The sequence below is a fragment of the Janthinobacterium sp. SUN100 genome (assembly GCF_030397705.1).
Lineage (GTDB): Bacteria > Pseudomonadota > Gammaproteobacteria > Burkholderiales > Burkholderiaceae_D > Janthinobacterium > Janthinobacterium kumbetense.
The window spans coordinates 1,884,800-1,910,436 of record NZ_JAPUBU010000001.1 but is presented as its reverse complement, the minus strand read 5'-3'; the positions used below and the strand labels follow the sequence as shown (position 1 = coordinate 1,910,436).

General features: G+C 53.2%; 20 protein-coding genes. 11 read left to right on the top strand and 9 right to left on the bottom strand.

Annotated features, from left to right (window positions below; all coding sequences use genetic code 11):
- Positions 1-26: 26 nt before the first annotated feature.
- The 6 genes from brxC (at position 27) to brxL (ending at position 14,357) form a co-directional block, all read left to right on the top strand.
- Positions 27-3,641, top strand: a complete 3,615-nt coding sequence (gene brxC / locus O0881_RS08435; protein WP_289910884.1) for a BREX system P-loop protein BrxC — start codon at positions 27-29, stop codon at positions 3,639-3,641.
- Positions 3,642-3,733: 92 nt separating this feature from the next.
- Positions 3,734-7,390, top strand: coding sequence for a BREX-1 system adenine-specific DNA-methyltransferase PglX (gene pglX / locus O0881_RS08430; RefSeq protein ID WP_289910882.1), 3,657 nt, complete (start codon positions 3,734-3,736; stop codon positions 7,388-7,390).
- Between the two features lie 387 nt (positions 7,391-7,777).
- Positions 7,778-8,911: an AAA family ATPase gene (locus O0881_RS08425; protein ID WP_289910880.1), complete on the top strand. Its 1,134-nt coding sequence runs from the start codon at positions 7,778-7,780 to the stop codon at positions 8,909-8,911.
- A 92-nt stretch (positions 8,912-9,003) separates the two neighbouring features.
- The gene (locus O0881_RS08420; protein WP_289910878.1) at positions 9,004-9,639 is read left to right on the top strand and encodes a hypothetical protein; all 636 of its coding nucleotides are present in this window, start codon (positions 9,004-9,006) and stop codon (positions 9,637-9,639) included.
- A gap of 33 nt (positions 9,640-9,672) precedes the next feature.
- Positions 9,673-12,288 carry a BREX-1 system phosphatase PglZ type A gene (pglZ, locus tag O0881_RS08415; protein WP_289910877.1) on the top strand — a complete coding sequence of 872 codons (2,616 nt, stop codon included), beginning with the start codon at positions 9,673-9,675 and terminating at the stop codon, positions 12,286-12,288.
- Between the two features lie 8 nt (positions 12,289-12,296).
- The gene (brxL, locus tag O0881_RS08410; protein WP_289910876.1) at positions 12,297-14,357 is read left to right on the top strand and encodes a protease Lon-related BREX system protein BrxL; all 2,061 of its coding nucleotides are present in this window, start codon (positions 12,297-12,299) and stop codon (positions 14,355-14,357) included.
- Between the two features lie 90 nt (positions 14,358-14,447).
- On the opposite strand, the gene O0881_RS08405 is transcribed toward brxL, so the two are convergent.
- From O0881_RS08405 to O0881_RS08385, 5 genes are read right to left on the bottom strand one after another with little or no spacing between them, the layout of a single operon-like run.
- The gene (locus O0881_RS08405; RefSeq protein WP_289910875.1) at positions 14,448-14,981 is read right to left on the bottom strand and encodes a 3'-5' exonuclease; all 534 of its coding nucleotides are present in this window, start codon (positions 14,979-14,981) and stop codon (positions 14,448-14,450) included.
- On the bottom strand, positions 14,978-16,129 hold the full coding sequence (locus tag O0881_RS08400) for a hypothetical protein (protein WP_289910874.1): 1,152 nt from the start codon (positions 16,127-16,129) through the stop codon (positions 14,978-14,980). The genes O0881_RS08405 and O0881_RS08400 overlap by 4 nt, the downstream gene beginning before the upstream one ends.
- Positions 16,129-17,025: an ATP-binding protein gene (locus O0881_RS08395; RefSeq protein WP_289910873.1), complete on the bottom strand. Its 897-nt coding sequence runs from the start codon at positions 17,023-17,025 to the stop codon at positions 16,129-16,131. The genes O0881_RS08400 and O0881_RS08395 overlap by 1 nt, the downstream gene beginning before the upstream one ends.
- Complete coding sequence (locus O0881_RS08390) at positions 17,022-17,519, bottom strand: hypothetical protein (protein ID WP_289910872.1); 498 nt, start codon at positions 17,517-17,519, stop codon at positions 17,022-17,024. Before O0881_RS08390 ends, O0881_RS08395 begins: the two co-directional genes overlap by 4 nt.
- Positions 17,516-18,472: a CBASS oligonucleotide cyclase gene (locus tag O0881_RS08385; protein WP_289910871.1), complete on the bottom strand. Its 957-nt coding sequence runs from the start codon at positions 18,470-18,472 to the stop codon at positions 17,516-17,518. Before O0881_RS08385 ends, O0881_RS08390 begins: the two co-directional genes overlap by 4 nt.
- A gap of 120 nt (positions 18,473-18,592) precedes the next feature.
- On the opposite strand from O0881_RS08385, the gene O0881_RS08380 reads away from it, so the two are divergent.
- A complete protein-coding gene (locus tag O0881_RS08380; RefSeq protein ID WP_289910870.1) occupies positions 18,593-19,522 on the top strand; it encodes a WYL domain-containing protein in 930 nt (309 codons plus the stop codon).
- Between the two features lie 404 nt (positions 19,523-19,926).
- Entirely contained in the window at positions 19,927-20,472 is a 546-nt protein-coding gene (locus tag O0881_RS08375) for a hypothetical protein (RefSeq protein ID WP_289910869.1), read from the top strand.
- A 26-nt stretch (positions 20,473-20,498) separates the two neighbouring features.
- Here the strand turns inward: O0881_RS08375 and O0881_RS08370 are convergent, their stop codons facing one another.
- The 3 genes from O0881_RS08370 to O0881_RS08360 form a co-directional block, all read right to left on the bottom strand.
- Positions 20,499-21,254, bottom strand: a complete 756-nt coding sequence (locus tag O0881_RS08370; RefSeq protein WP_289910868.1) for a DUF2971 domain-containing protein — start codon at positions 21,252-21,254, stop codon at positions 20,499-20,501.
- 152 nt (positions 21,255-21,406) lie between these two features.
- Entirely contained in the window at positions 21,407-22,003 is a 597-nt protein-coding gene (locus O0881_RS08365; protein ID WP_289910867.1) for a hypothetical protein, read from the bottom strand.
- 308 nt (positions 22,004-22,311) lie between these two features.
- Positions 22,312-22,605 (bottom strand): H-NS histone family protein, encoded by a 294-nt coding sequence (locus O0881_RS08360; RefSeq protein ID WP_289910866.1) that lies wholly within the window; start codon positions 22,603-22,605, stop codon positions 22,312-22,314.
- Between the two features lie 466 nt (positions 22,606-23,071).
- Between O0881_RS08360 and O0881_RS08355 the strand changes: the two genes are divergently transcribed.
- The 3 genes from O0881_RS08355 (at position 23,072) to O0881_RS08345 (ending at position 24,794) form a co-directional block, all read left to right on the top strand.
- Complete coding sequence (locus tag O0881_RS08355; RefSeq protein WP_289910865.1) at positions 23,072-23,650, top strand: hypothetical protein; 579 nt, start codon at positions 23,072-23,074, stop codon at positions 23,648-23,650.
- A 149-nt stretch (positions 23,651-23,799) separates the two neighbouring features.
- Positions 23,800-24,327 (top strand): hypothetical protein, encoded by a 528-nt coding sequence (locus tag O0881_RS08350; protein ID WP_289910864.1) that lies wholly within the window; start codon positions 23,800-23,802, stop codon positions 24,325-24,327.
- 221 nt (positions 24,328-24,548) lie between these two features.
- A complete protein-coding gene (locus O0881_RS08345; protein WP_289910863.1) occupies positions 24,549-24,794 on the top strand; it encodes a hypothetical protein in 246 nt (81 codons plus the stop codon).
- Positions 24,795-24,973: 179 nt separating this feature from the next.
- Here O0881_RS08345 and O0881_RS08340 read toward each other — a convergent pair whose 3' ends face one another.
- Positions 24,974-25,096 carry a hypothetical protein gene (locus O0881_RS08340; RefSeq protein ID WP_289910862.1) on the bottom strand — a complete coding sequence of 41 codons (123 nt, stop codon included), beginning with the start codon at positions 25,094-25,096 and terminating at the stop codon, positions 24,974-24,976.
- Positions 25,097-25,637 lie beyond the last annotated feature (541 nt).

Sequence of the window (25,637 nt, the reverse complement as noted above, 5' to 3'; positions counted from 1 at the left end):
CCAGTCAATTACGGAAACATTACAACATGAAAATCAGCGAACTTTTCCTCAAGCCTATCGACCGCCCAATTAATGGCGTCATCAAAGCCGACCAAATGGACGCCGCCAGCGTCTGGCAGGAACTGGAAGAGTACGTCGTCACCAAACAGATAAGTGAATACTTGCGCAAGTTCTTTGACGCCTACTTGGCGGCCATCGACCGCCCGCATGATGCGGCTATCACCGACCGCATGGGTGTCTGGGTGTCAGGTTTCTTCGGCTCGGGTAAGTCGCACTTCATCAAGATACTTTCCTATTTGCTGGAAAACATCGCTGCTCAGAACCCTGAGACAGGGGAAAAGCGTAACGCCGCCCAGTTCTTTGACCATCAAAAAATCAAAGACGCGATGCTACACGCGGACATTCAGCGCGCGGTGCAAGGCACCGCCGACGTCATCCTGTTCAACATCGACGCTAAGGCCAATAAGTCGGACCCCGACGCCATCTTGCAGGTCTTCTTGCGGGTGTTCAATGAGAAGGTGGGCTTGTCGGGCGATACGCCGTACATCGCGGACATGGAGCGTCATCTGATAGCCAAGGGGGCATTCGAGACCTTCAAGGCTGCCTTTGCCGCCTCCAACGGTGGCGCCTGGGAGCAAGAGAGTGATGCGGTCGCATTTTATCGCGACGACATTGTGACGGCACTTGCACAAGCCTTGAAAATGACACCTGAGTCCGCTGGCAAGTGGTTCGACAATGCGAGAGATGACTATCGCATCACCCTTGAAGGGTTCGCCAAGGTCGTCAACGATTACCTGACTACTCGGCCATCCAGCCATAAGGTCATCTTTTTGGTCGATGAAGTAGGTCAATTCATCGGGGCCAGCTCCCCGCTCATGCTCAACCTGCAGACAATCACCGAGCAGCTCGGTGCCCAGTGTAAGGGCCGCGCATGGGTCATCGTCACCAGTCAGGAAGACATCGACGCGGCAATTGGTGAGGACAACAAGTCCAAGGGCCAGGACTTCTCCAAGATTCAAGCCCGCTTTCACACCCGCTTGTCGCTGGCCAGCAGCAACACCGACGAAGTCATCGGCGAGCGCCTGTTGTCCAAGACGGAGGCCGCCCACGTTGCTCTGCGCGATGCCTTCGCCAGCAAAAGCGACGTCATCAACAATCAGCTCGGATTCTCGGGAAACTCAGTGACCTTGCGTGGTTATAAGGACGCCGCTGAATTCGTCACCTACTACCCGTTTGCGCCATACCAGTTCACGCTGCTGCAAAAGATTTTCGAATCCATCCGCAAGGTGGGCGCCACCGGCAAGCATTTGTCGCGCGGGGAGCGTTCGCTGCTCGACGCCTTCCAGTCTGCCGCCGTGCGCAATGCGAATCACGGCATCGATATCCTGGTCCCGCTGTACGATTTCTATCCCGCAATCGAGAGCTTCATCGACGGCGTCGCCAAGCGCTCGATAGACCAGGCCCCGGACAATCCCGGCTTGCAGCCCTACGATAGCCTGCTGCTGAAGGCGATGTTCCTCATCCGCTACATCCCTGACATCGTCAAGCCGACCATCGACAATCTTGCCACGCTGTGTATAGACCAGATTGACGCGGACAAGCTCGCGCTCAAGCGCAAGATTCAGGAAAGTTTGGCACGCCTCGAGCGGGAGCGCCTAGTCAGTCGCAATGGTGACCTGTGGTTCTTCCTCACCAATGAAGAGCGTGATGTCGCCCGCGAAATCGGTCACGTCGAGGTCTCCGCTGCTGAAAAGTCCCGCGAACTGGCTAGGCTGATTTTTGATGATATTTTCAAGGAACAAACCAAGGTGCGCCACCGTGACACCAAGGCTGACTACGAATTCAACCGCCTGCTGGACGGTGCACCTTGGCGGTCGGCCAGCCACGCCCTGAGCTTTGAAGTGCTGACCCCGCTGGGTGACGAATATGAGCGCCTCCAACCGGCCCGTTGCATTTTGCGTAGTAGTGAGGGCAATGGCCGGGCCCTGGTGCGTTTGGGCGAGGGCGAGCGCCTGGACATTGAATTGGCCCTCTATCTGCAAATCGAAAAATACATCGTCAGCCCCAAGGCGGACCAGGCTTCGCCGTCTCTGAAGCGCATCCTGGCCGACCGCAAGGACGAGAATCGCGAGCGTCGGCTGCGCCTGGTGCACCAGCTTTCGGAACTCATCACATCGGGTGACTTCTATGCACTGGGCCAGCCTGTACAAATCAAGTCCAGCAGCACCGACAAGGTGCTCGATGATTTGCTCAATTACCTTATCACGAACACCTACAGCAAGCTGCCGTACTTAAAGGTGCGCCAGGTTGACCCGATAGCCGAAATCAAGGCCGTACTTAGCGCGGACGACCTGGGCCAGCATTCTTTGGGCCTGGACGGGGAGGCCGGCAATGCCCTGGCCATCAAAGAGATGCGCGACTACTTGCAACTAGCCGCCAGCCAGAACCGGGTACTGCTGTCAGACGTGGTGGACCGCTTTGCTGGCATCCCTTGGGGTTGGAAGCCGGAGTGGGAAACCGTGTTGCTTATCGCTCGCCTGTTCATGTCCGGCGAAATCAAGCTCATGCTCGAAGGCTCTGACCTCGACCCCGCATCCGCAGCCGACCCGCTTACCAAATCCGTCCGTTTCAAACAGGTGTCTATCCTGAAGCGCAAGACTGCCGATGCCACCGCAATCAAGCGCGCCCGCGAGTTGTACAAAGACTTGTTCCAAAAAATGGGTCGTGAGGAAGAAGACAGCCTGGTCGCCGACTTCCGTACCCGTTTAACGGATTGGCAGGCTGAACTCAAAAGCTACGCTCACACCGCCGCTACGCCGCACCACCCTGGTAAGTCTGACATCGACGCCGCGCTCACCCGTATCGCCCAGCAACTCAGCACCCGTGACAGTTTTGCCTTCATCGAAGCCCTGCTGGCGGCCAAGAACGAGTGGCTCGATGCTGCAGACGATATCCATGACCTGGTCAACTTCTACAAGACCCAGATTGCCGCCTGGCGTAAGTTGCTCGATGGCCTTAGCGCGTTCGAGAGCAATCGTGAAGCATTAACCAAAGTGCCTCAAGCCAACGCCGCTCTTATTGACTTGGCCCAAATCCGCGACAACCCCAAGCCCTACGGCCAAGTCAACCGCATCGAGCCGCTGCTGGCCTCCGTCACCGCCATAAATGAGCAGCTGGCGCACGAAAAACGCGAAAGGGCTTTGTTGTCCCTTGATGCCAAGTTGGCTGAAGTTCAAGCCAAACTTGGGACGGCGGCTGCCACGCCGGACCTCAGCAACAAAGCCCTGCGCCCGCTGCAAGACCTGAAAGCGCGCATCGCAAGCCAGACCAGCATTGCACAGATTATGCTGCTGCAAGGGGCGGGCGGCGATGCAATGGACGATGCCATCAATATTATTGAAGCGGCTGTGACCAAAGTCCCTGACCATGTTGCGATGCCCGGCAATACCGCCAAGCCGCTTCAGACTGGCCAACCTAACGTACCAGCGCCCGTCGCCAAGACCACCCGTGTCATTCGCGCCGCCGAACTCTCCAGCAAGACGTACCTGGAAACCGAAGCCGACGTGGACGCCTATGTAAGCAAACTGAAAGACGCGTTGCTGACCACCGTGCGCGCCGGTCAAATAGCGCGGATTCAATAACGCATTCGATAAACCGCTATTGCTCTCATTCAACCTATCTAAAAGCTGCCTGCGTGCCCATGCATGGAGCAGCTGAAAATCTTATCTGCCCCATGAACAAAGCCAAACTCAAGTCCTACGCCCCGCAAGCCCGAAAAGACTTCATTGCCGCCGTCACCGCTCGCGCCAACTTGCTCGGCTTGTCAGAAAAGGCGGGCAAGCTGGAAGTGGCTGCCAGCCAGCCACAGGGCGACGCGACAGTGATTGCAGGTCAGGCTTGGCCCGTAAAGGTCCACAGTCAGCGTCAGCAACTCATCACCCGCATTCAAAAGGATGGCTTTGCCCAGACTATGGAAGCTGTGGCCTACACCTGGTTCAACCGCTTTGCGGCGCTGCGCTACATGGAGTTGCACGACTATTTGGGCCACGGCCACCGGGCGCTTTCCAGCCTGGAGGGCACGCTGCCAGATATCCTGGCCCACGCCGCCGACCTGGCCCAGAATGGCGCTGGAGATGGAGGATTGCCGGGGCTGAAGCTCGCGCTAGTCGTCGAGATGAAGCTGGCCGGCAACCGCGACGGCGAGCTGTACAGCATGCTGCTGGTCGCGCAGTGTAACGCGCTCAGCAACGTTATGCCATTTTTGTTCGAGCGCATCGACGACGAAACCGAGTTGCTGCTGCCTGACAACCTGCTGCGCACCGATTCTGTCATTGCCAAGCTCGTCGCCAGCATTGAGGAAGAAGATTGGAAAGAGGTAGAAATTATAGGATGGCTATACCAGTTCTACATCAGCGAAAAGAAAGACGAAGTCATCGGCAAGGTGGTCAAGAGCGAAGACATCCCAGCCGCAACTCAACTCTTCACGCCCAACTGGATAGTGCAATACCTGGTGCAAAACAGCGTCGGTCGCCTGTGGCTGATGGCCAATCCGGCCAGCACACTCAAGGTACAGTGGCCGTATTACATCGCTCCAGCCGACCAGACGCCCGAGGTACAAGCCCAGCTTGACGCGCTGATTCAGACTCGTGTGAATGAGGACGGTGACAGTCTGAATCCTGAGTCCATCACGCTGCTGGACCCGGCCTGTGGCTCCGGCCACATTCTGGTGGAAGCTTACGAGGTGCTCAAGGCCATCTACTTGGAGCGCGGCTATCAACCCCGTGCGATTCCTCGTTTGATTCTGGAAAAGAACCTATACGGTCTGGACATCGATGACCGCGCCGCTCAAATGGCTGGGTTTGCTTTGCTGATGAAAGCCCGCGCCGATGACCGCCGATTGTTTCACGAGCCAGTCAAGCTCAACGTGTTGGCCTTGCAGGAGAGCAAAGGGCTCGATGTTGATATGCTCACCCATGCCTTGCAAACAGTTGTCGGTGGGCGGAGCCAGCAAATCGCGGACAGCGCATCCAGTAGCGGATTTGAAGGCGACACCAACTTTCCCGGCACGCAGCCGCAATCTGGTATCGGCGAGTCCGGTGCGACGAACGTGGTGGGTGACCCGCTTAGACCAGCGATTGCCTCGCTCGCCACCACCTTTGCCCATGCGAAAACCTTTGGTTCGTTGATTCAGATTCCGCGAGCACTGAATACCCAGCTGGCGATTTTGGACGCCCGTTTACATGTGGCACACCAGGATGGAGACCTTTATGCGAAGGCCGCCGCGCAGGATTTGTGGCCATTGGTCTCGCAGGCACGGGTGCTTGGAATGCAGTTCGATGTGGTAGTGGCGAATCCGCCGTACATGGGCAGCAAAGGTATGAATCCGGCCGTGAAGGAATACGCCAAGTCCACTTTTCCGGATAGCAAGTCGGATTTGTTCGCGATGTTTATGGAGCGTGGTTTTACCTGGTGTAAACCTTCCAGTTATAACAGTATGGTAACGATGCAGAGCTGGATGTTCTTGTCCTCATATGACGCAATGCGGGAAAAATTACTGACCGAATGCACAATCATTACTATGGCTCACTTAGGTGCTCGTGCGTTTAGTGAGATTTCTGGCGAAGTCGTGCAAACTACCGCTTTCGTTATGCAAGGTCACCATGAGTTTGGTTTTAAGCCAGTATTTTTTCGACTAATAAATGGAGGTGAGACTGAGAAGCAAGCCTTACTGCTAGCTGGAAGAAATCGTCACGACCAAGCTGAACAGGAAGATTTCAAAAAAATACCAGGTAGCCCAATTGCATATTGGATAAGCAATCAATTTCTAAAGATATTTTCAAATGGAAAATATTTATCTAACGCTGGAAAGCTTGGAAAAGGGAGTGATACTGGAAATAACTCTTTGTTTATTAGGCATTGGTCAGAGGTTCCGATTGAGAAAATTGGTTTCAATATTTTCTCTAGGGAGTGTGCCGTAAATAGTAAGAAGAAGTTTTTTCCAACTCACAAAGCTGGTGGATTTAGACGTTGGTATGGATTATTGGAGTGGGTTGTAAATTGGGAGTCCGATGGAGTGGACATAAAGGCTTACGGTAAGGGAAATATACGTAATGCGCCATATTATTTTAAGCCTTGTGTTACTTGGGGAAAGATTGCTTCTGGGGATTTTAGTGCTAGATTAGTTCCGGTGGGGTCTATTGCGGATGATGCCTCTCCTTCGATGTATTCTGATGGTCGTGAGTATGAAATTTTGGCCTTATTGAATTCCAACTTGGCGGGAAAAGTTTTGCAAACTATTAGTCCCACTTTGAATTTTCAGGTTGGTGATGTTGGTAAACTTCCAATGCCAATAGGCTGTGATGAGGCCGAAATTAAGCAGTTAATTGAATTGGCGCGAGGTGATTCAAATAGTTTTGAAACATCGCCACATTTTGATGTGTTAGATATTATTTTAAATGATGGGGAGTCATTAATAATTTCATGGGAAAATCTAAAAATTAAATACTCTAACAAAATTACTCTGGCTAAGCGATTAGAAGAAAAAAATAATAGTCTATTTATTAACGCGTACGGTCTCCAAGACGAACTTTCCCCTGATGTCTCCGAATCGCAAATCACATTGGCCCGCGCTGACCGCGAGAAGGATAGCCAGCGCCTGATTTCCTACGCCATCGGTTGCATGATGGGCCGCTACAGCCTAGATGAACCCGGCCTGATTTATGCCCACGCCGGTAACGTCGGCTTCGACGCCAGCCGTTACGCGAGCTTCCCCGCCGACGCCGACGGCATCGTGCCGCTGACGGACGAACTCTGGTTCGACGACGAGGCCGCCAGCCGTATCAGCGAATTCCTGCTCACCGTCTGGGGGGCGGATACTCTTGTCGAGAACATGGCCTGGCTGGCTGAAAGCCTAGGCACCAAAGCCGGCGAAACCCCGGATGAGACCATTCGCCGTTATCTGGCGGACAAGTTCTACAAGGACCACTTGCAAACGTACAAAAAGCGCCCCATCTACTGGCTCTTTTCCAGCGGCAAACAGGGTGCATTCCAAGCGCTGGTCTATCTGCACCGTTACCACGAGGGTACGCTGGCCCGTATGCGTGCGGAATACGTCGTTCCCTTGACCGGCAAGATTCAGTCACGCATTGACATGCTGGAGAAAGACGCGACAGCCGCCGCCAGCACCGCCGCGCGCAACAAACTGGCCAAGGAAGTTGAAAAGCTCAAGAAGAAACACGTCGAACTGCTGGCCTACGATGAACAGTTGCGCCACCACGCCGACATGCGTATCACGCTCGACTTGGACGACGGTGTTAAAGTCAACTATGGCAAGTTCGGGAATTTGCTGGCAGAGGTGAAGGCCGTAACCGGAGGGGCAAACGATGACTGACCTGGTAGTTCTTCCTGCTGACTAAGCCAATTGGCTTGCCAACCACAAACAACGCAATTTAGTGACGCAGCAACACGCGGTGTTGGCGGTCAACGACGGGTTAGTATTGTGGTCTTGGTAAATTCTGCATGATATTCTGGCGTCCATGGAAGCAAAGTCTTCGACTGGTTGGCTGTAGATTTAACTGCAGAGTTCGGGACATGAAAGGTTTTTCCACATAAACTTGTTTTGCAAAATGGTTTTTTGAGGAGTGACCTGAAATCGAATTTGTGCAACAAGCTGTTGCACTTTTTCCTTCGTGACAGAATCTGCTGCTTACCACGCGTAAGTGGGGCGACCAACATTAAATTGTAATGCTGGGTCCGATAAAAATAAATAGAGGCGGAAATGATTGAATTTATACGCGTGAGAAATTTCAAGTCCTTGGGCGAAGTGTCGCTGCAACTTGTTCAATTCAATTGCCTGATTGGCATGAATGGCGCGGGCAAGAGCACGGTGTTGCAAGCCTTTGATTTTCTATCGCATTTGATGCTGGGCGATGTACAGGAATGGTTGGACAGCCGTGGTTGGCTGATTGCTGATTTGAACTGCAAATTGCGGACGGAAAGCAATATTACGCTGCAAGTGGGGTACCGTACTTCTACCGGTGCTTTGTTGACCTGGGTGGGTATCTTCAATCGCACGCAGTTGCGCTGTACCAGCGAGACGATTACGATAGCTGACGACAAGATATTGCGCGCGGATGGAAAAAGCTACAGCTTCGAGGGCAAGCCACATCAGGACATCGCCTTCACTTACCAAGGTTCCTTGCTCTCTGCACTGAAGGATACCGAACTGCCAGAAGCGGTGCTGGAATTGCGTGACGCGCTGCGCCGTATTCGCTCCCTTGAGTTGCTTTCCCCTCAGCTTCTGCGCAAAAGTGCCAGAACCAGCGACCATGACATCGGCGCGGGCGGTGAAAAACTGTCAGCTTACCTGGACAACATCAAAGGTGAGCGAAAGGAAGCGTTGATTGGACTTCTGAAGCGGTTTTATCCCGCGCTGACGGATTTCAAGGTGGTTTCCCAGAGGTCGGGCTGGAAGAAATTGTCGGTGCAAGAACAATTCGGAAACAACAAGCTAGAAACCGAAGCGGCCCATTTGAATGATGGGCTGTTACGCATCCTCGCTGTATTAACGCAAGCGGACTCGAACCGGTCAATGATACTGCTCGACGAAATTGAAAATGGTATCAATCAAGAAATCGTCGAGACCTTGGTCGATACGCTGGTGTCCAGCCATCAGCAAATACTGGTGACGACGCACAGTCCCTTAATCCTGAACTATCTCGGCGATGACGTGGCGCGCCAGGCGGTGCAGTTCATCTACAAAACTCCCGATGGTGAATCGCGCATCAGGCATTTTTTTGAGGTTCCTCGCATCGGTGAAAAATTGCGTGTGATGGGACCTGGCGATGCGTTCGTTGACACTGACCTCAGTGCGCTGACGCAGGAATGCATTGCATTGGATGAGGCAAAATGAGGGTGCTCCTGAGTGGCGAGGGCCCCACCGATTTGGGTACTTGTACCAATGCATTGGGCGTTTGTGAAGGGGCTGATTTTCGCATTGGCCCCATGACGGTGCTCCTTTCTCAAATGGCTGCGCCCAGACTGGGATATGACTTGCTCGATACGCCAGACAGCTTGCATTCAATTAGTGAGACCGCGCTGTGTGCGCGTGCGAAAGCGATGCCATCCAGGCTGCAAGCAGCCAGAGGCAAGAAAAAGGGTGTCGAGACTGGTTATTATCATGCCAATGCAATGGCCCTTGGCAACGTTGCGCAGCAGCTTGAAATGGACACGGGTGAACCAGTTTTAACAGTACTTTTTCGCGACAATGATGGTACGCGTAGCAGCCCAGGTAGTCTTTGGGCGGACAAATGGCAATCAATGCATGATGGCTTTCTGCGTTCTGGCTTCGAGCATGGCATCCCCATGTTACCCAAGCCGAAGTCGGAGGCATGGCTGCTTTGTGGGGTGGCAGTTGGCTCGCCCAGTTGTGCCGCATTGGAAAATATTTCAGGCAATGATGACTCGCCCAATTCGGCCAAAGCCCGGCTTGATGCCGCACTTGGAGGGCATATGTCTGGCGATGAACTTGCTGGCTGGTTGATGCAGCACCCCTTGGATGCTGACCGCGCATCTACAATGCCCAGTTTTAAGGCTTTCAAAGATGCATTGGAGTTTGCCCTTGATTGCGTGCTGCATTGAGTCAGTATTTTGGAAAAACATTAGAAAAATGCAATGAGCCAACAACGCCTGTTTGATAGCTTGACCACTTTATTCTCCACCCACCTGGTGGTTTTTTGGCACGATGTGGAGGCCGAATTTGCTTCTGCAGTGGATAGTCTGCAGCTCGACGGCGTGCAATTGGTGCGCCTGGACGATATGCCCGCGCTGCGGGTCAAACTCGACATTGAGGGCGCCCTGGACCAGCGCTGGCTGATTTACAGCGCCAAGCCCGAGCCGGAACCAACCAAGGACTGGTTGCTCGATGTGCGCATGCGCAGCAAGTCGTTTCGGGCGGATACCACCTCCATCTTGCTGGAAGACTTGGGCCTGACCACACAAGGGCTGCGTCAGCACCTGAAAGAGCGCGTCAAATTTCTGCGTGCCAAAGACAGGGTGGACCGCCTCAAGCGGATGGTGCTACCGGGCGATGGCGCACAGGACCTAGACTGCAAGATGTTAGCGGTGCTGACCCGTGCCGACCAACCCGAGTTGTTTGCCATGTTGCAGCGCCTGTACGGTGCCGTGGTGGTGGATGGCGTGGCAGACTTGTCGGCCCAGCCGAAAGCCTGGCAAGACATCGCTGCCAACGATTTGACGCCTGCGTTTTGGGAATTGGTGCAATTGCAACTGGGCTATATTGAGGCCAGCCCTAGCTTGCGCGACCTGTTGTTCCGTATTCTGGTGACGGATTTCTGCCGGGGCCTGCAGGGTGATGCACCCCCTCAATTGGCGCACTTTGTGCTACCTGACCGCACCTTGGCCGCGAATGCGTCGGTGTTTGTCGGGCGTTGGCGCTCAGATATTGCGCAGTTTGGCAATTACAACGCGCTGGCGCAGGCTGTGGCCAATGAGCTTGACCTGGTGAGCCTGTTGTCGGGCCAGTCGGCCGAGCAACTGGTGGAATGCATGACGTTTGAAGATGTCGAATTGCGGATGGTGCAAGAACTTAAAAAACGTATCGTCGCCGGTGCCGGTGCCAACATGGATGTGGTGCGCGCGCTAATGGCGCGCCGTCGCGATGGGCATTGGGCGAACCCCTTGCTGGCCAGTGCCAACGAACGTACCCGCGCGCTGGCTGCGTGTTACGACGCCTTGACCGCCGCCGCCGACTTTTTCAGCTTGAAATCGACCCATGCCGCAGGCTTTAGTTTTGCTGACGCGGGCACCGCATTTGCACAATACCGCGATGAGCTGTTTCGGTTTGACCAGTTGTACCGGCATTTTCACACGGCGGCTGATGCCGTCGAACCCACCGGCTGGGCCGTGCTGCACGAATTGCGCGAGACGATTGAGGGTGTGTATTCCGGTTGGTTCATCCCGCACTTGAGCACTGCCTGGTCCAAAGTGCTGGAGGGGCCGCAGGGCTTGCTCAAGCACTGGAAACTGCCTGAGGTGACGTCACAACAGGCGTTCTATGAGCGCAAGGTGTTGCCGCTGTTTGACGGCGGGGTGAAGCGGGTTTTCGTTCTGATATCCGACGCATTTAGGTACGAGGTGGCTCAGGAGCTGGTGCAGCACACCAACAGCAAGAGCCGCTTCAAGGCGTCGCTGGACGGCATGCTGGGTGTACTGCCCAGCTATACCGCGTTGGGCATGGCCGCGCTGCTGCCGCACAAGACGTTGGCCTACAAAGAGAGCGCCAACCTGGATGTGCTGGCCGATGGGCATGCCGTGGCGACGCTGGAACAACGCAGCGAACACCTCCAACGATTTGGCGGATTGGCCATCAAGGCCGAAGACCTGATGGGACTGGGCAAAGAGAAGGGCCGGGAACTGGTGCGCGACCAGCGGCTTATTTACGTCTATCACGACCGCATCGACATGACTGGCGACAAGCAGTCGTCAGAGACCAAGACTTTTGAGGCGGCTGCGCAAACCGTGCAGGAGCTCTCCAATGTGCTGGGTTTCATCATCCATAGCCTCAATGGTTCTGCGGTACTGGTCACGGCTGACCACGGGTTCATGTACCAAGAGTCAGCGCTGGATGAATCGGACAAGTCCACGCTGGACGACAAACCTGCGGGAACATTGAAAGCCAAGAAGCGCTACCTGATTGGCCGTGATTTGGGAACTACCCCCAAAGCCTGGTCTGGCAATACGGCGGTGACGGCGGGCACCACACTGGAAGGCAGTCTGGATTTCTGGGTGCCCAAGGGGGCCAGCCGGTTCCACTTTGCTGGTGGGGCACGCTTCGTCCATGGTAGCGCCATGCCGCAAGAGGTTGTGGTGCCGGTCATCACCGTGCGGGTCAGCGAAGCGGAAAATGCAAAGACAAAATATGTGAGCGTCAGCCTGTTGGGTGCCGTGAACAAGGTGGTGACCAACACCCAGCGCTTCGAGTTCATTCAGACCGATGCGGTGTCGGAACGGGTGCTGGCGCGGTCCGTGGTGGTCTCGCTGCGCGATGGCTCGGATAACGACAAACCCATCAGCAACGTGCAATCCATTACTTTTGACAGTACGTCACAGTTGCTCGATGAACGCAAACGTTCGATTCTGTTGACCGTCCTTGCTGGCGCGCATGACCCGCACAAGCACTATGACCTGGTGATGCGCGATGCCGTGAGCAACGTGGAAGTGCTGCGCTTGCCCGTCAAGGTAGACCTAGCCTTTGGTAACGACTTTTGAAAATTGAGATGATACAAACCCCGACACCCGCCAACACATCCGCGCATGAGCTGCCGGATAGCAGCCTGGACACGCTGCTCAACATCCACTTTGCTGGCAAGGTCGTGCGTAAAGACCTGACCAAGCTGATTAAAGAGGGAGCGAACGTGCCGGTGTACGTGTTGGAGTACCTGCTGGGCATGTACTGCGCAAGCAATGATGAGGCCGTCATCCAGAACGGTCTTGTCAACGTCAAGCGCATTCTCACGGAAAACTACGTGCGCGCGGACGAGGCAGAGAAGGTCAAATCCAAGGTCCGCGAAAGCGGTACCTACAAGGTCATCGACAAGGTCACCGTCAAGCTCAATGAAAAGCGGGACGTGTACGAGGCTTTGCTGTCCAATCTTGGGGTGAAGAACGCGGAAATTTCCAGCAGTTATGTGCGTCAGTTCGAAAAATTGCTGGTGGGAGGCATCTGGTGCATCGTCACACTGAAATACTTCTATGAAGAGGACCAGAAGGGGTCACCATTTACGGTGACCGAGCTTAAGCCTATCCAGATGCCCAATATGGACATGGCGGCCCTGTACGAGGCGCGCAAGTCGTTCACGGATGAGCAGTGGATTGATGCCTTGATTCGCTCCACCGGCATGGAACCCAGCCACTTCAAGGAACGGGTCAAGTGGCACCTTCTCGCACGCATGGTCCCGCTGGTGGAAAACAACTACAACTTCTGCGAGCTCGGCCCACGCGGCACCGGCAAGAGTCACATCTACAAGGAAATCAGTCCGAACAGCATTCTGGTGTCGGGCGGCCAAACTACGGTGGCCAACCTGTTTTACAACATGAGCGCGCGCAAGGTGGGCTTGGTCGGCTTGTGGGACGTTGTGGCATTCGATGAAGTGGCCGGCATCAACTTCAAGGACCACGATGGCGTGCAAATCATGAAGGATTACATGGCTTCGGGCTCGTTCAGCCGGGGCCGGGAGTCCATCAATGCCAGCGCCGCGATGGTATTTGTGGGCAACATCAACCAGAGCGTGGAGTCGCTGGTCAAGACCTCGCACCTGTTGGCACCATTCCCGGAAGCCATGATTGATTCGGCATTTTTTGACCGCTTCCATGCCTATGTGCCGGGCTGGGAAATTCCCAAAATGCGGCCGGAATTTTTTACCAATCAATATGGCCTGATTGTCGACTATCTGGCCGAGTACCTGCGCGAGATGCGCAAGCAAAGCTTTGCGGACGCCATCGATAAGTGGTTCAAGCTTGGCAATAACCTGAATCAGCGCGATACCATCGCGGTGCGGCGTACGACTTCAGGTCTGCTCAAGCTGGTGTCCCCGAACGGTGAATACACCAAGGATTCGGTGCGCAAGTGCCTGGAATATGCGCTGGAGGCACGCCGTCGAATCAAGGAGCAGCTCAAGAAAATTGGCGGCATGGAGTTTTATGACGTTCATTTCAGCTACATCGACCTGGAGGATGGTGTTGAGCGCTTTGTCACCGTGCCAGAACAGTCGGGCGGTGCGCTGGTGCCTGAAGGGCGCTTGAGCCCCGGCACCTTGCACACCATTAGCATGGGCTCATCCGAGATGCCAGGCATCTACCGGTTGGAGATTCAGTCTATTCCCGGTTCTGGCAAAGCGAACGTATCAGGCGTGGCGCCGCGGGAAGCGGTACGGGTGGCGTTCGACTATTTCAAAGCCAATTCATCGCGGGTCAGCGCCTCCATCAAACCGGGGGAGCGTGACTTCCATACGCACTTGGTTGAGTTGCAGAATAGCGGCGCACCACAGGCGCTTACCTTGGCCAGCTTCATTGCCTTGTGCTCTGCAGCGCTTGGCAAGCCGGTGCAATCGCAGTTGGCCGTGATGGGTGATATGAGTCTGGGCGGCACCATCGTCCAAGTACGCAACCTGGCGGAGTGCATGCAGGTGGCGTTCGATGCCGGCGCCAAGCGCATCCTGCTTCCGATGTCGAGCGTGACCGATATTGCCTCGGTTCCTGGAGAGTTGTTTGCCAAGTTTCAAACAAGCTTTTACTCGGACCCTGTGGATGCCGTGTTCAAGGCATTAGGTGTGGAGTAGTGGTATGGCAACACTTGATATTGCAGATGCATGTTCGGATTATGGAGCGCGTATCGAGGACGAAAACTGGTCGACGCTCCATTGTCTTTTTTAGCCTCGGATACGCCTGAAAAGTTCTGCTTGGAATCGAGCGTCCTCCAAGGCGTCGTGTGTACCCTCCGTCAGAGCCCCCGTGACCTGCTTCATATTGCTCGACTTCGTCTCTTTCCAGCTGCATCCTCGAGCTCCCATGAACAGAGCCTTGATGTCGAGCGCGGCGATTCCAAACGGATTTGAACCGTAATACCGGATGAAATAGTAGTTGATGAATGACCAGTCAAACCCAGCATTCAATCCAACGAAGACGGGGGTGCCACTTCCGCTGCAGGTGGACACCCAATCAGCGAACCTCGCCATTGCGTCCGGCGGAGCCTTTCCTTCCAGCTGCAACTTATCGAGAGATAGCCCCGTTACCGCAAGTGCTTCAGGTACTGCGTTGTCAGAAGTTGGCTTTACGAGGCAGCTGAAACTGTTTTCAGGACGATAGGCGTCGCAAGCGCCAATCGACAAGAGACTGTACTCGCCGGGAATTGGACCGGAAGCCTCAATGTCAACTGAAATAAACACTTCTCTTTTTATAGTCATGATATCAAGGGGGCATCGCTGGTGACGGAAGGTCGATTCTTTATAGATTCAATGTGCCCACGAAATTCATTTCGACGTTGGGTGACGTCACCCTTGTCTCTCCAAATATGGGCCGCATATGTGGCGACGTCAAAAGGCGTACGCGTGCCATGGCGGGCGGTGACAATTGTTCGTGCGCTGCGCCCCAACGCATATCCTAATTCCAGAAAACAGTTTGGACGCTCGCCAGTCAGGTCCGCAATGACCAATCCGCTTCGCCGGAGCTTCACAAAAATATCTTGGTCGATTCGAGATTCCTCAACAGCCTGCTTCCCATCGACCACAGTCAGACTATAACCGTAATCGTCTTCTATCACCGGTTTGACAACCACATCGAAAAATTCCTGGACCGACTCGTATTCAGGAAGTTCCGGGTTAAGAAGCCTCACCGCAAACGCCGAAGGCCGCTCGAGGGCGCTCAGCAATTCCACGACTTTTTCAGCAACCTGTTTTACCTCACTGCGCGCTTTTGGGGTGATTCTATCCAGCCAGGTCAGCGAGGTGTTGCCGTCACGTGTCCGAAACAACTTGCTTGCTGCGTTACCGACGGACGCGAATTCACATAATTTGTGAGTGCCGGAGCCACGTGTCGAAACAGGAAAATTGACCGGAATCACAGGCTTCCCAGCGTCATGGTAAGCGTTTGCGAGAAATAAAATTCCTTCACCGCCGCCGACCGTAATCAGAATATCGCCGTGCCGTGCTTGTACCTCCATGCGTTTACTGTTCATGTTCCAATGCGCGGCGCTATCGACCCGGACAGAATCGGTCGCACTAAACTCATCCCACAACTGAACGAATTCTTCGGGGATTTGTTCATCATTTTTGTGATGCTTGACCGCGACTGCAAGCGGGGTAGGGGCACCATGTGGGCGTACATGGAGATTGTCACGAATCGTCTTCCAGATTAGCCAGTCGAAGCAGAATGGCACATGGTCACCGCGTAATTTTTCCGCATCGACCGGAACCACAAACGTGGCACCTTTCTTGAGCAAATCTTGCACCAGTTGCTCTATAAATTGGCGCGCTTTCACAGCCTCCGCAGTATTTCCTTCACTTGGTATACTGCCGGAGATGTGAATTCGCCTGCCGAAAATTGAATTGTGCATTACTTGTCCTCCATGACCGGGGAGGGGCGCAGCAGGGCGGCTGCGGTTAGAAAGTCCGTGGCGGAAACAGCGCGAGAAGGGAATGCTTTTGCCATTGCTGTTGGATACAGGCGTGTTCTGATATCGGAATATGTCCAGCCAGGCTGACCGGGCTTTGGTCCGGTCGAGCTTACCAATTTAGCCAGTTCTGCAGCCGTTATCTCGATTCCTTGCAAATCGCTCGACAGAAGCTGCAGACGCTCTTCGTCGCCAGGTCTTGTGAACTCTTCGACAATCGCGGCGCGTCGAAGCAGGGCGGGGTCTATCACCGACAAACGGTTCGTGCAAAGGAAAACTACGACGCGGCCGCCGAATCGACGCAGGTCGTCGATGCACTGAATCAGTGTGTTGACGGCCACTTTATCCTCATGGTGGCTATGCTCTTGTGACCGCACTGACCCTAGAGAGTCGGCCTCGTCGATGACGAGGAAGGCGCGTCTAGTCTTCCCAGCAGCTTGCAAAACCTCCGCGAATGCCTGTGTGAGCAATGTGCCCATTTCCCCAACACGGCCACTGCCACGCACGCGGTTGCTTAGACGAAACAGAAGGGGGTCTTCGCAACGTGACTCACGCGCGAGGCGGTTGGCCACACACTCTGCGGTCGCAGTTTTGCCAGTACCGACGTCGCCATGAAAAATGACAAGAGGATACTGTTCGGAGACAAGGTCAACTAAAGGCAGTTTCACCTTGTGGAATTGTTTACTCCAGGTCGCGAGGTCGGCGAGATTGAGCAGCAAGCGCAACTGTTCATTGATGCGCGTATATCGCTTTTCAAACCCGAGAAGTGAACTCTCACGTGCGGTCAATGTAAGGTCGGCTAGGATTGTCTTGCTGTCAAATGCAGTCTGCTGGGTCATTTCGTAAAGTCCTTTCGTTGCATACCAAATCCGTTGCTTTCGTAATCGCGTCCGTTGCCAGCGTTCAGGCTTGCGTGACTCGTATCGGCTGATGTGGGGCTCCAAGATGTCTCGAGGTCTTCGCGCATTGTCTCCTGCGCGCTATCGGTATATGTATGGTTGTGGCGTAATACGAGGCGTATCGCCCCCCCGGAGGTATTTGGCCAAAGCACGCCACCAGGTCGGCTGCTATTGAGGCTGCCAGCGTCTGTGTTGACGTGGTAGGTCACGGCGCGCAGTTCAGTTCCAAAGAAGTCAAGGAGGGTCACGTCAACGCTTTCCAAGTAGCCCTTTTTTACCAAGCGCTCAACGTCGCGGGCGTATGTACGGGCCTTTTCCTGGCTAAGCGCTTTTGTACTGTCAGCAATCATGAGTAGGTCAGCAGAAAATCGACTTACAACCTTTTCGATGTCGGCAACGGTGTAGCTGCTTGATGCGGTGTAGCTCGTGCTCATGCCGCCTCCTCAACTTTGAAGCGAGCGCCGAACAGCTCCTTCCATGCCTCTTCCTCGCCATCGGACTCCGAAGCAAAGTATGCGGTTTCCCATGCGCTCTGGGCGGCGTCAACAATTTCGACACGCTCCGCCTCGGTTAGACGGCTAGCAACGTTGTTGGAACTATTGACAGGGTCGAGGATAACAACCGGGTCGGTGAACGTTGGCATGAGGAGGCCGAGACCGTTTTCCGGAAAGCGGATGACTTCCTTTAGTCCTGACTGTGCGATGTACAGTAAGAAGTCACGGAACCGTTGTTCAATTGAACCGGACTTGCCGTTCTTGTCGAGCAGATGGGCCAGGACAAGTTCGACCATAAATGATTTTAGTTTGATTTCAGCGTGCCGACTCCATCGCTTGCCAAGGCGTACGAGGGTTCGAAAGTTCGCGTCGGTATCCTTTCTGGTCTGAACGAATTTGACTTGGCATGGTGCGCAGGTTTCAACTCGCGAGCCGTCACGGATGTCGTATTGCCAACCGTAACCCGGCTTCCACGGGTTTTCAATCACCGGGACAATGTCCACGCTAAGGCCGCTGCCAACGAAATTTACGGTTGCTGCCTTACGCTGAATTTCAAAGTGTTCGACCGACTTATTCGGGTAGAGCTTAACCAAAACATCATAAATGGTTTGCATCAGGCTCTCTAACGTTTCATGGTCTACGTTTCGGCCGGAAATATAGAAAACGACATCTACATCTACGGGGTCTTCGTTGGTCTTGCGCAGAATCGTGTATTTTGCAAACGACCCTGCCTTAACGACCTTCGTGACCTTAATGTCTGTTTGTTCCTTCAACTTGACACCCAAAGCAGTCACGAGGCGGTCAACCTGCTGGTGGTATTCCTTGCGCTTGTCCGCAGGGAGGCGTAACACATTTGAGTCGTAGTACTGCAACTTGGCATTGCTTAACGGCATGATTTTTCCTTTCAGAGCACCCTGCGGTTAGTTCAGTCACCAACCTTGCTAGCGCGATTACTAATTATACGCATAAAAACTATACTGGTAGAATTTTTATTTGCATGCTACGCTTCGCTCATGGAAAAACTGCAAACTGGCCCGGAAGAGGGCACCAGCGAATCTGAGGCCTTAGCTAGTGCGAATTGGGGGCAAGAGCGCCGGTTGGAATTTATCGATTTCAGATTGCGATGGGAGAAAACTGTCAATAGAGCAGACCTCCGAACTCACTTTGGTATCTCGATTCCTCAAGCTTCACTCGACATTGCTAAGTACGCTCAAATTTCACCCAAGAACTTAGTCTATGACCGTAGTTCGCGGACCTACCGAGTGAGCGATGACTACTCTCCAGCTGTCGGCAATACAACGCCGCAGCGGTATCTCAACGAGTTGCTCGCATGCTCCAGTGGCCTTCTCAATGCGCGAGATACATATATCGGGTGGATGCCGCCGTTCGCCGGAGTTCCAGTGCTAACCCGTCTAGTACAGAGTGAGACCTTGTCGTTGTTGTTGGATGCTATCCGGCACCAGAGGGGGGTCCGTATTAGTTACCAGTCTGATTCAGAGGCAGACCCAATTGAACGGGTCATTTCTCCACATGCGTTTGGCCACGACGGATTTCGTTGGCATGTACGAGCGTATTGTTTTCTTAGGGATGGATACCGGGACTTTGTTCTGGGTAGAATTCTGACGATTTACCGTGACTCGGTCTTAGGTCGTCCCCCTGAACTTGATGTCAAGTGGCACTCAGCCTTAAAAGTAAAAATCGCGGCAAATCCTGAGCTAACCGAAGGAAATCGAAGAGCCGTTGAGCTCGACTATTCGATGAAGGAGGGGGTAACTACCATTGAGGTGCGAGAAGCGCTTCTTTATTACGTTCTGAAAGAGCTGGGACTGGGGCCGTTTGCATCAAGCTTTCAATCACCGCAAATTGTTCTGCTCAACCATGATGAATTACACCCTTTTATAGAGCAGATACTGAGTGCGCGTATAAATAAAAGTGCTCCTTGACATCGAGGTTAAGATGGTTTTCCCGTTAGCAAGGCGCTGCCGGCAACACGGCTAGAGCAAAGAGGTCTTGCAGGTGCCGTAGCAATCGGTGCGTACAGAAGCATCGGGAAGAAATAAGCTGCCACGCTTACCGGCTGGTTAATTCAACTCATTGGGAGTCGTAGATGGGGTCTTTTCTATTTGGTTGCCTGGCTAGTATTGCACATGTAATTCGTGCTATCAATTTTAATCGTATGAATCGTATGAATCGTATGAATCATATGTATCGTATCATTCGTATGAATCAAGCAATGGTCTTGCTTTTAGGGAATTGTTTTCGGCCTTTTACTGCAGTGCGGTGGTTTTGCTAATTGAAAGCTAGCCTAAGCCCAGTTGCCGGGCTTAGGTACTAACTGAGCCTATTTATGTCAACGAAACGCCTTGAACGCCTTATGTTTGTCCAGGGCGGAACTTGCTTCTTTTGCAAATCCTCATTGCCAAAAGCGGATGCTAGCATTGAGCACCTTTTTGCCAGCGTAAACGGCGGTGGCAAAAATGAAGAAAACTGTGTTGCCTGCTGCAAATCATTGAATGCAATCTTTGGGAGCATGTCGCTTAAGGATAAATTCCAGGTCGTCCTTAACCAAAAAGGCAACTTCGAGTGTCCAGGAAGTATTGGCGCCGTAGGGCGCGCGGCCGATGCCGCCATAGTTACGGCTAAGTTGCCGCCTTTGGATTTGTCGAATAAGCCTATCGGTAAGAATCCCAAGCCCGACAACTTCGCACTTGTTGTCGCCAATCTTAAACTGCGCGGCGATGCACGACCCCGTACAATTAAAACCTTGACGACCAGCATTGTCGCCCTTTTCCCGAAAGGGATAGCCAAAGACGAAATCGAAGCGATTATTAAGAAATTACAGTCTACGGGAGCGGTCAGCCTTAGTGAGGGCAAGGTCTCCTACGTTCTTTGAGCCGGTGGTGTTGATGCGGTGATTACTCAGGTATGTGCAAGGTGCTTGAGCTGCTTGCCCTGGTTTCTATAAAAATCTCGAACTCGATACGAAAAGACTTGGGCTGGTGGAATCTCCGTAAAACCCAACGCATACTTGTCAAGCAGGAGGTGTGCTGTGAAAACTCTTACACTGAGCTTGTGCCTATCTATCGCATTCAGTATCCGCTTCCTAGTTCCGGCACCGCAGTTTGCGCCGATATACACCTCGCGAATGCAATCGTGAGGAATCGAGAACAAATGGACTTGCCCCTTCGTGTTCTTTTCAAAGTCGCTGAACTGCTTGCCGAAGGTTCTGAAGACTCGAACCTCTTCTTCGTATGCCCATTCCAATGACTTCGTACACAGAAGCATTTCCCGGTAATCGTCCCGGTTGGCATCGACATGAATTCGCTGCGTTGTGTAAATAACGCTCTTCGGAGCTGTTGGCCGCTCCAACATGTCTGGGGCCTTGAAGAAAGCATGGTTCTCATCAAGGCCCAAAGCGTAGCCCTTGTGTGAGTTTCCATAATGCGCCCACATCAATAGGCTTTCCTTTGTTCTGGACAGAGAGAGCACTCCTTGCGCAAACTCCATGCGCTCCATGATTTCATCGCCCACCCTCTTGGGATGAGTTAGGTCTTGCAGGTGCGCTTGTAGCTCTTCAATAATCTCCGTTCGCGCAGCATTATAGTCTGGGTTACTTTTGCCGATTCCGAATTCTTTCATCACTGCGTCCACATCTCGCTCCATATCGAGTTCCATCGTATGGGCGAACCTTATCAACGCCGTGGCCTCAAACGGGTCGTTAAGTGCTGACGGCTGGCTGAACCTAATCGACAAATTCTCAATTACATCTGCGCGGTCTGGATTTAGATATTTGTATAGCATGGGTGCCGTTTCAAAGTTGCTTCCGATTACTCGTTCAATCTAGTTGTATATCGTTCTAACACCCTTTCAGCCATTGCATCATCGCTCGCAACGGTCAGGACTCCAAGCACAGACATCGACGCAGTGATGTCGGCAAATCGAAGCGCCTCAAGTACCTCGTCGGCCGAGTAGTTTGGTTCGATGCCATACTCGGTATTCCAACGCTGGACGTGCAGGCCACCTGTATGGGTGTAGGCGCACATGCTCGCCCACGTCAGCTTCTTTACCTGCGAAAGAATTTTTTCGTTGAACGCTGGCGTTCCCTCAATGGCAGCAAGAAGTACCCCCATTTTCGGTGGCTCTTCCCCCTTCAGAAATCCGTCAATTTCGACATTCGTGGCACAGAGCGCTAGCCATTCCCCTCGAACGTATGCTTCGAAGGTGACCCGAACAAGTGCAAACACTGATGCATACAATCTCGCGTCAAGTAAGACCAATATCGCATGATGGTGGTCTTGAGCAATTGCGAGGCAGGCAGCCGCGGCACGGGTTCTTTCATTTGCTGGCAGTTTCCGCTCATGAACTGCGAGTCGGAGCCATTCCCCGTAAGCGTTGGCGGCATTCAGTTGTTTGTCGGTCAGCATGCGCTTGTCGTCCTTGATTGTATGTAGGCGGGGGGGGGGGGGCTGGCTGGTCTCGTTCTACTTGTATCCTCGCGACTGCTGAACGGTTGTATCGCACGCCGTGCAGAGTAACTGGGTGTTCTCTGGGGTGTAGCCGTTCAAAGTATGGCTCTGTTGAGGCCCCCTGCGGATTGGAAAGCTAGTGATGCCTGAGCTCCCGCGTGAACGCGAGGGTCGGCCAGCGGCATATCGTGCTGACGTTCGGAATTCTCATCATCGAGGAATGACTGACGGCGCGAATATGAGGTATTTGCGCCCAGCCTTGTGCCTTAACCCGTGATGCGAAACTGTTCTTTGTCTTTGCCATCAAGCCAGCGCGGCGCACGGCCACGGCCAGTCCATGTCTCACCCGTTTCAGGGTTCTTGAACTGGGCTGGAACTGTGCCTTTGGCTTTAGCTGGCTTCACACGACCTCCGGCGGCGAGGTCCTCCACGGAAACTCCATGCTGTTGCATCAAGTCCTTGATTGTCTTGATTGCGCCGTTAATTTCATCTTTGCGGGCAGCCTCGGCCAGGGATTGCAATTTTGCGATTTGTTCAACATACTCTGCGTACGACGTCATAGTGTCTCCAATGGGATAGATGATTTAAAAGGTTTGAATATACGCGCAATGTAACATATCGATAATGGTTTAGCCAAACCGATGGTGACCTCCACCGGTTGTCGATATGAGTAGCCTGTTCAATTGGCGCCGACGTGCGTGCGTTGATGACAGCTACTTTACAAACACCGTGGCTATTTTGGGGTGATTGCCGACGGTCGTCAATCGGCCAGAAGCAGCCATTCACCGAGAACGACACTGAAGCCGTAAGAGCAAGTGAGCATTCTTTAGCACTAGCCATGAATGCGCTCTAAATGTGAGGTAATATTCCCCTCGTTTCAAGATTCGAACAATTGAACGGTATTGGCAGCGTTGCGTAATTACGCGCGAAATGTTTCGGGCCGGCCGCAAGCAATTCTGCTAACTACGTAATTTACGGGCGTGCAGTCATTCAGCTCTACGTTGGGCCTTTGGGGAGATAAAACGTATGAATTTGTTTGAATACTATGTAGCGCTACGTGGTGATATCCTACGAATTGTCACGGGTGTCGAGAACTCTGCTCATAGCCTGTTCTGGGATAACACAACTCCAAACAGCATCACGAAAGGTCGGCTGGAGAGGTTGCATGAAAAATACCTAGTTGCAGCAAGAGAATTTGGCCTATTCATGGTTACAAGACATTGTGATTGCCCTAATCCGAATCATGCCACCTACCCAACAAGCAATAGGTACGGACTCGATATTAGTTATCGAAGCAGAGGCTACATCTGGGGCGGGGGGCAGTTCTTTCAGGGCGCGAGGTCATGCATCTGCCCATGCTCAAATAAAAATAAAGTAACAGAGCATCACGTTATCGATGAAATCATCTACGATGAAAACGCTGACGTGGATGTGTGCAAAGGGCTGGAAACAATTCTTGGAGACATTTTTTATTCAATTGACTGTGCAGGGGATAAAAAACCCCGTGCCGCCATTCGTGAGTATTTGCTAAGAGCGGTCTTACGAATCAATGATGAGCTGCTTCCTGAGTCCATGGATGCATACATTGAGAAACATCGCCCTTAAGACCCAACTAAACCCATTACCGCCGAGGGACGACTATCCCTGACAACATGGCGGAGGGCAGTCATGCCGATAGACCAGACAGTATTCTGCTCGTCAGCTTCCTGTGAATAACCGACCTTCACAAAATTTCATAATGAAAGAAGTGTTTTATGAAAAAATATTTTTTATTTTTTGCAATTTCGGGTTTATTGACTCATGCTCATGCAGAAGAATGCTTTGATTCATCGGTCGTTAGTCCGAGCCCATTTATGGGTAACAATGGAGAAATTTTCAAATTGTCGGATGGTTCGATTTGGGAGGTGAAATATGAGTATGAATATCTCTATGAGTACTCTCCACAAGTTATTATATGCCCAGACAAAGGGAATTTAATTATAGGTAGTAAAAAAATAAATATCGAACGCGTTGGTGGACGCAAGACGTCGGCAACAAAGGGAAAGCAGCATTCGCCTGCATCATCCGAGGTAGTTGAGTCGCAAATCGAGGGGGATTTCAAAGGATGGGATGGTGAAACAATTTTCAAGCTAACTAACGGACAAATTTGGCAGCAAAGTAGTTATGCATACACTTATTCTTATAAGTATCGCCCCAAAGTAATCATATTTCCCGCAAATGGTTTTTTTTCGATGCAAGTTGACGGGGTGGAGCAACGGATTCAAGTAGTTCGAATTAAGTGATTAGGTGGACGATAGAGCTTTGGGGCGCTGCCCGTTAGGGTAAGCCTACCAAGCCTTCATGACTAAAGCCATCACGGCGCCGGGACCGGTTCGCATGGACTGACGAGTTGCGTTGACCAGAGAGGGAGTCAGCGCGCTGGTGTCAACCTCGCATTCTTCTCGAGCACGGGCTGACCTGGTACTACTGTGAAATGCCCGTGTTCGTTTTTGCATACCAAACGATGCTGACCTTCCTCGACCCGCTCGCCGCCGTCCTATTGCTGGCAAGACCGAGACTCGGCGTGATGCTGATGGTCACCATCGTCACCGGCGACGTGGCGCTCAACGTTTGGGCCTGCCCCACGCGTGGTTTTCAAGTTGGCGCTTTCGTCGCGCAGAGCTTGTTCCTGCTTTTCTTCCTGATGACGGTTCGACTCGCGTGGCCACGGCGAGGTTCCTCTGGTCTGTCCGAGGGCATCAGGCCATAGGTTTCCCACCGGATGCGAAGGGGCCGCAGGAGGCGTCTACTGTGTCGTAGGTGTGGAGAGCCTGCCAAACTGGCCTGGGGATGAGGGTATTGCAGACATGAACCGGCGCGTTTCGCTTCGCGCGCGTCAGTGTCTGAGCACGGTGAATATGCTGCTGGAGGCTAGGGCTGCGACGAGTGTTAGCCCAGGATTGCGCAGACTGCTGCGATAAAACCGACCAACATGAGTGCTACGGGCACGGCGACGAGCGTGGTCAGCGCGCGGTCGGAGTCTTGCAAGAAATTCAGGTGTATTTTGCGCATAGTTTCTCCTTTATCAGACTCTTCAGTTTGACACATTGCGGATAGAATTACCGACTTGAACGAACAAACTCTAACGATAAGGCGGCGATTGCTGTGGCCGACGTCCGCTGAGTAACAGGTTGAAATTGTGCGTCAGTGCACAACATCCGGTAGTCGTGAACAACTGACCCTCGCCGATGCAGCGTGGAGGATTAGGTTCGCGAGCTGGTTCGTCGCGCCAAAATTCGCCGCGGCGAGTCCTGACCGTAGAATGCAGGTGCTATAGCCAAGCGCCCGATTAGTCGATGCAGAAGATGCGAACGACGGTGCATCCTGCGCCCCTCTTTGCTGGCAACTGGAACACACGTGGCGCTTCAGGCATGAACTTGGGGCTATCATTCTCTATCAGACCTAGGCCGTCTGGGTTCCGCGCGCTTGGCGCCACAAGACAATCCAGCAAGGGCTTTAACCCACCGTACGCGTTATCCCAGTCCAAACTTCCAGCGCAGTATCGCTCTATCTCCAGCGCACTTCTGGCAATCGGTGCCGCGGGCAACTGGCC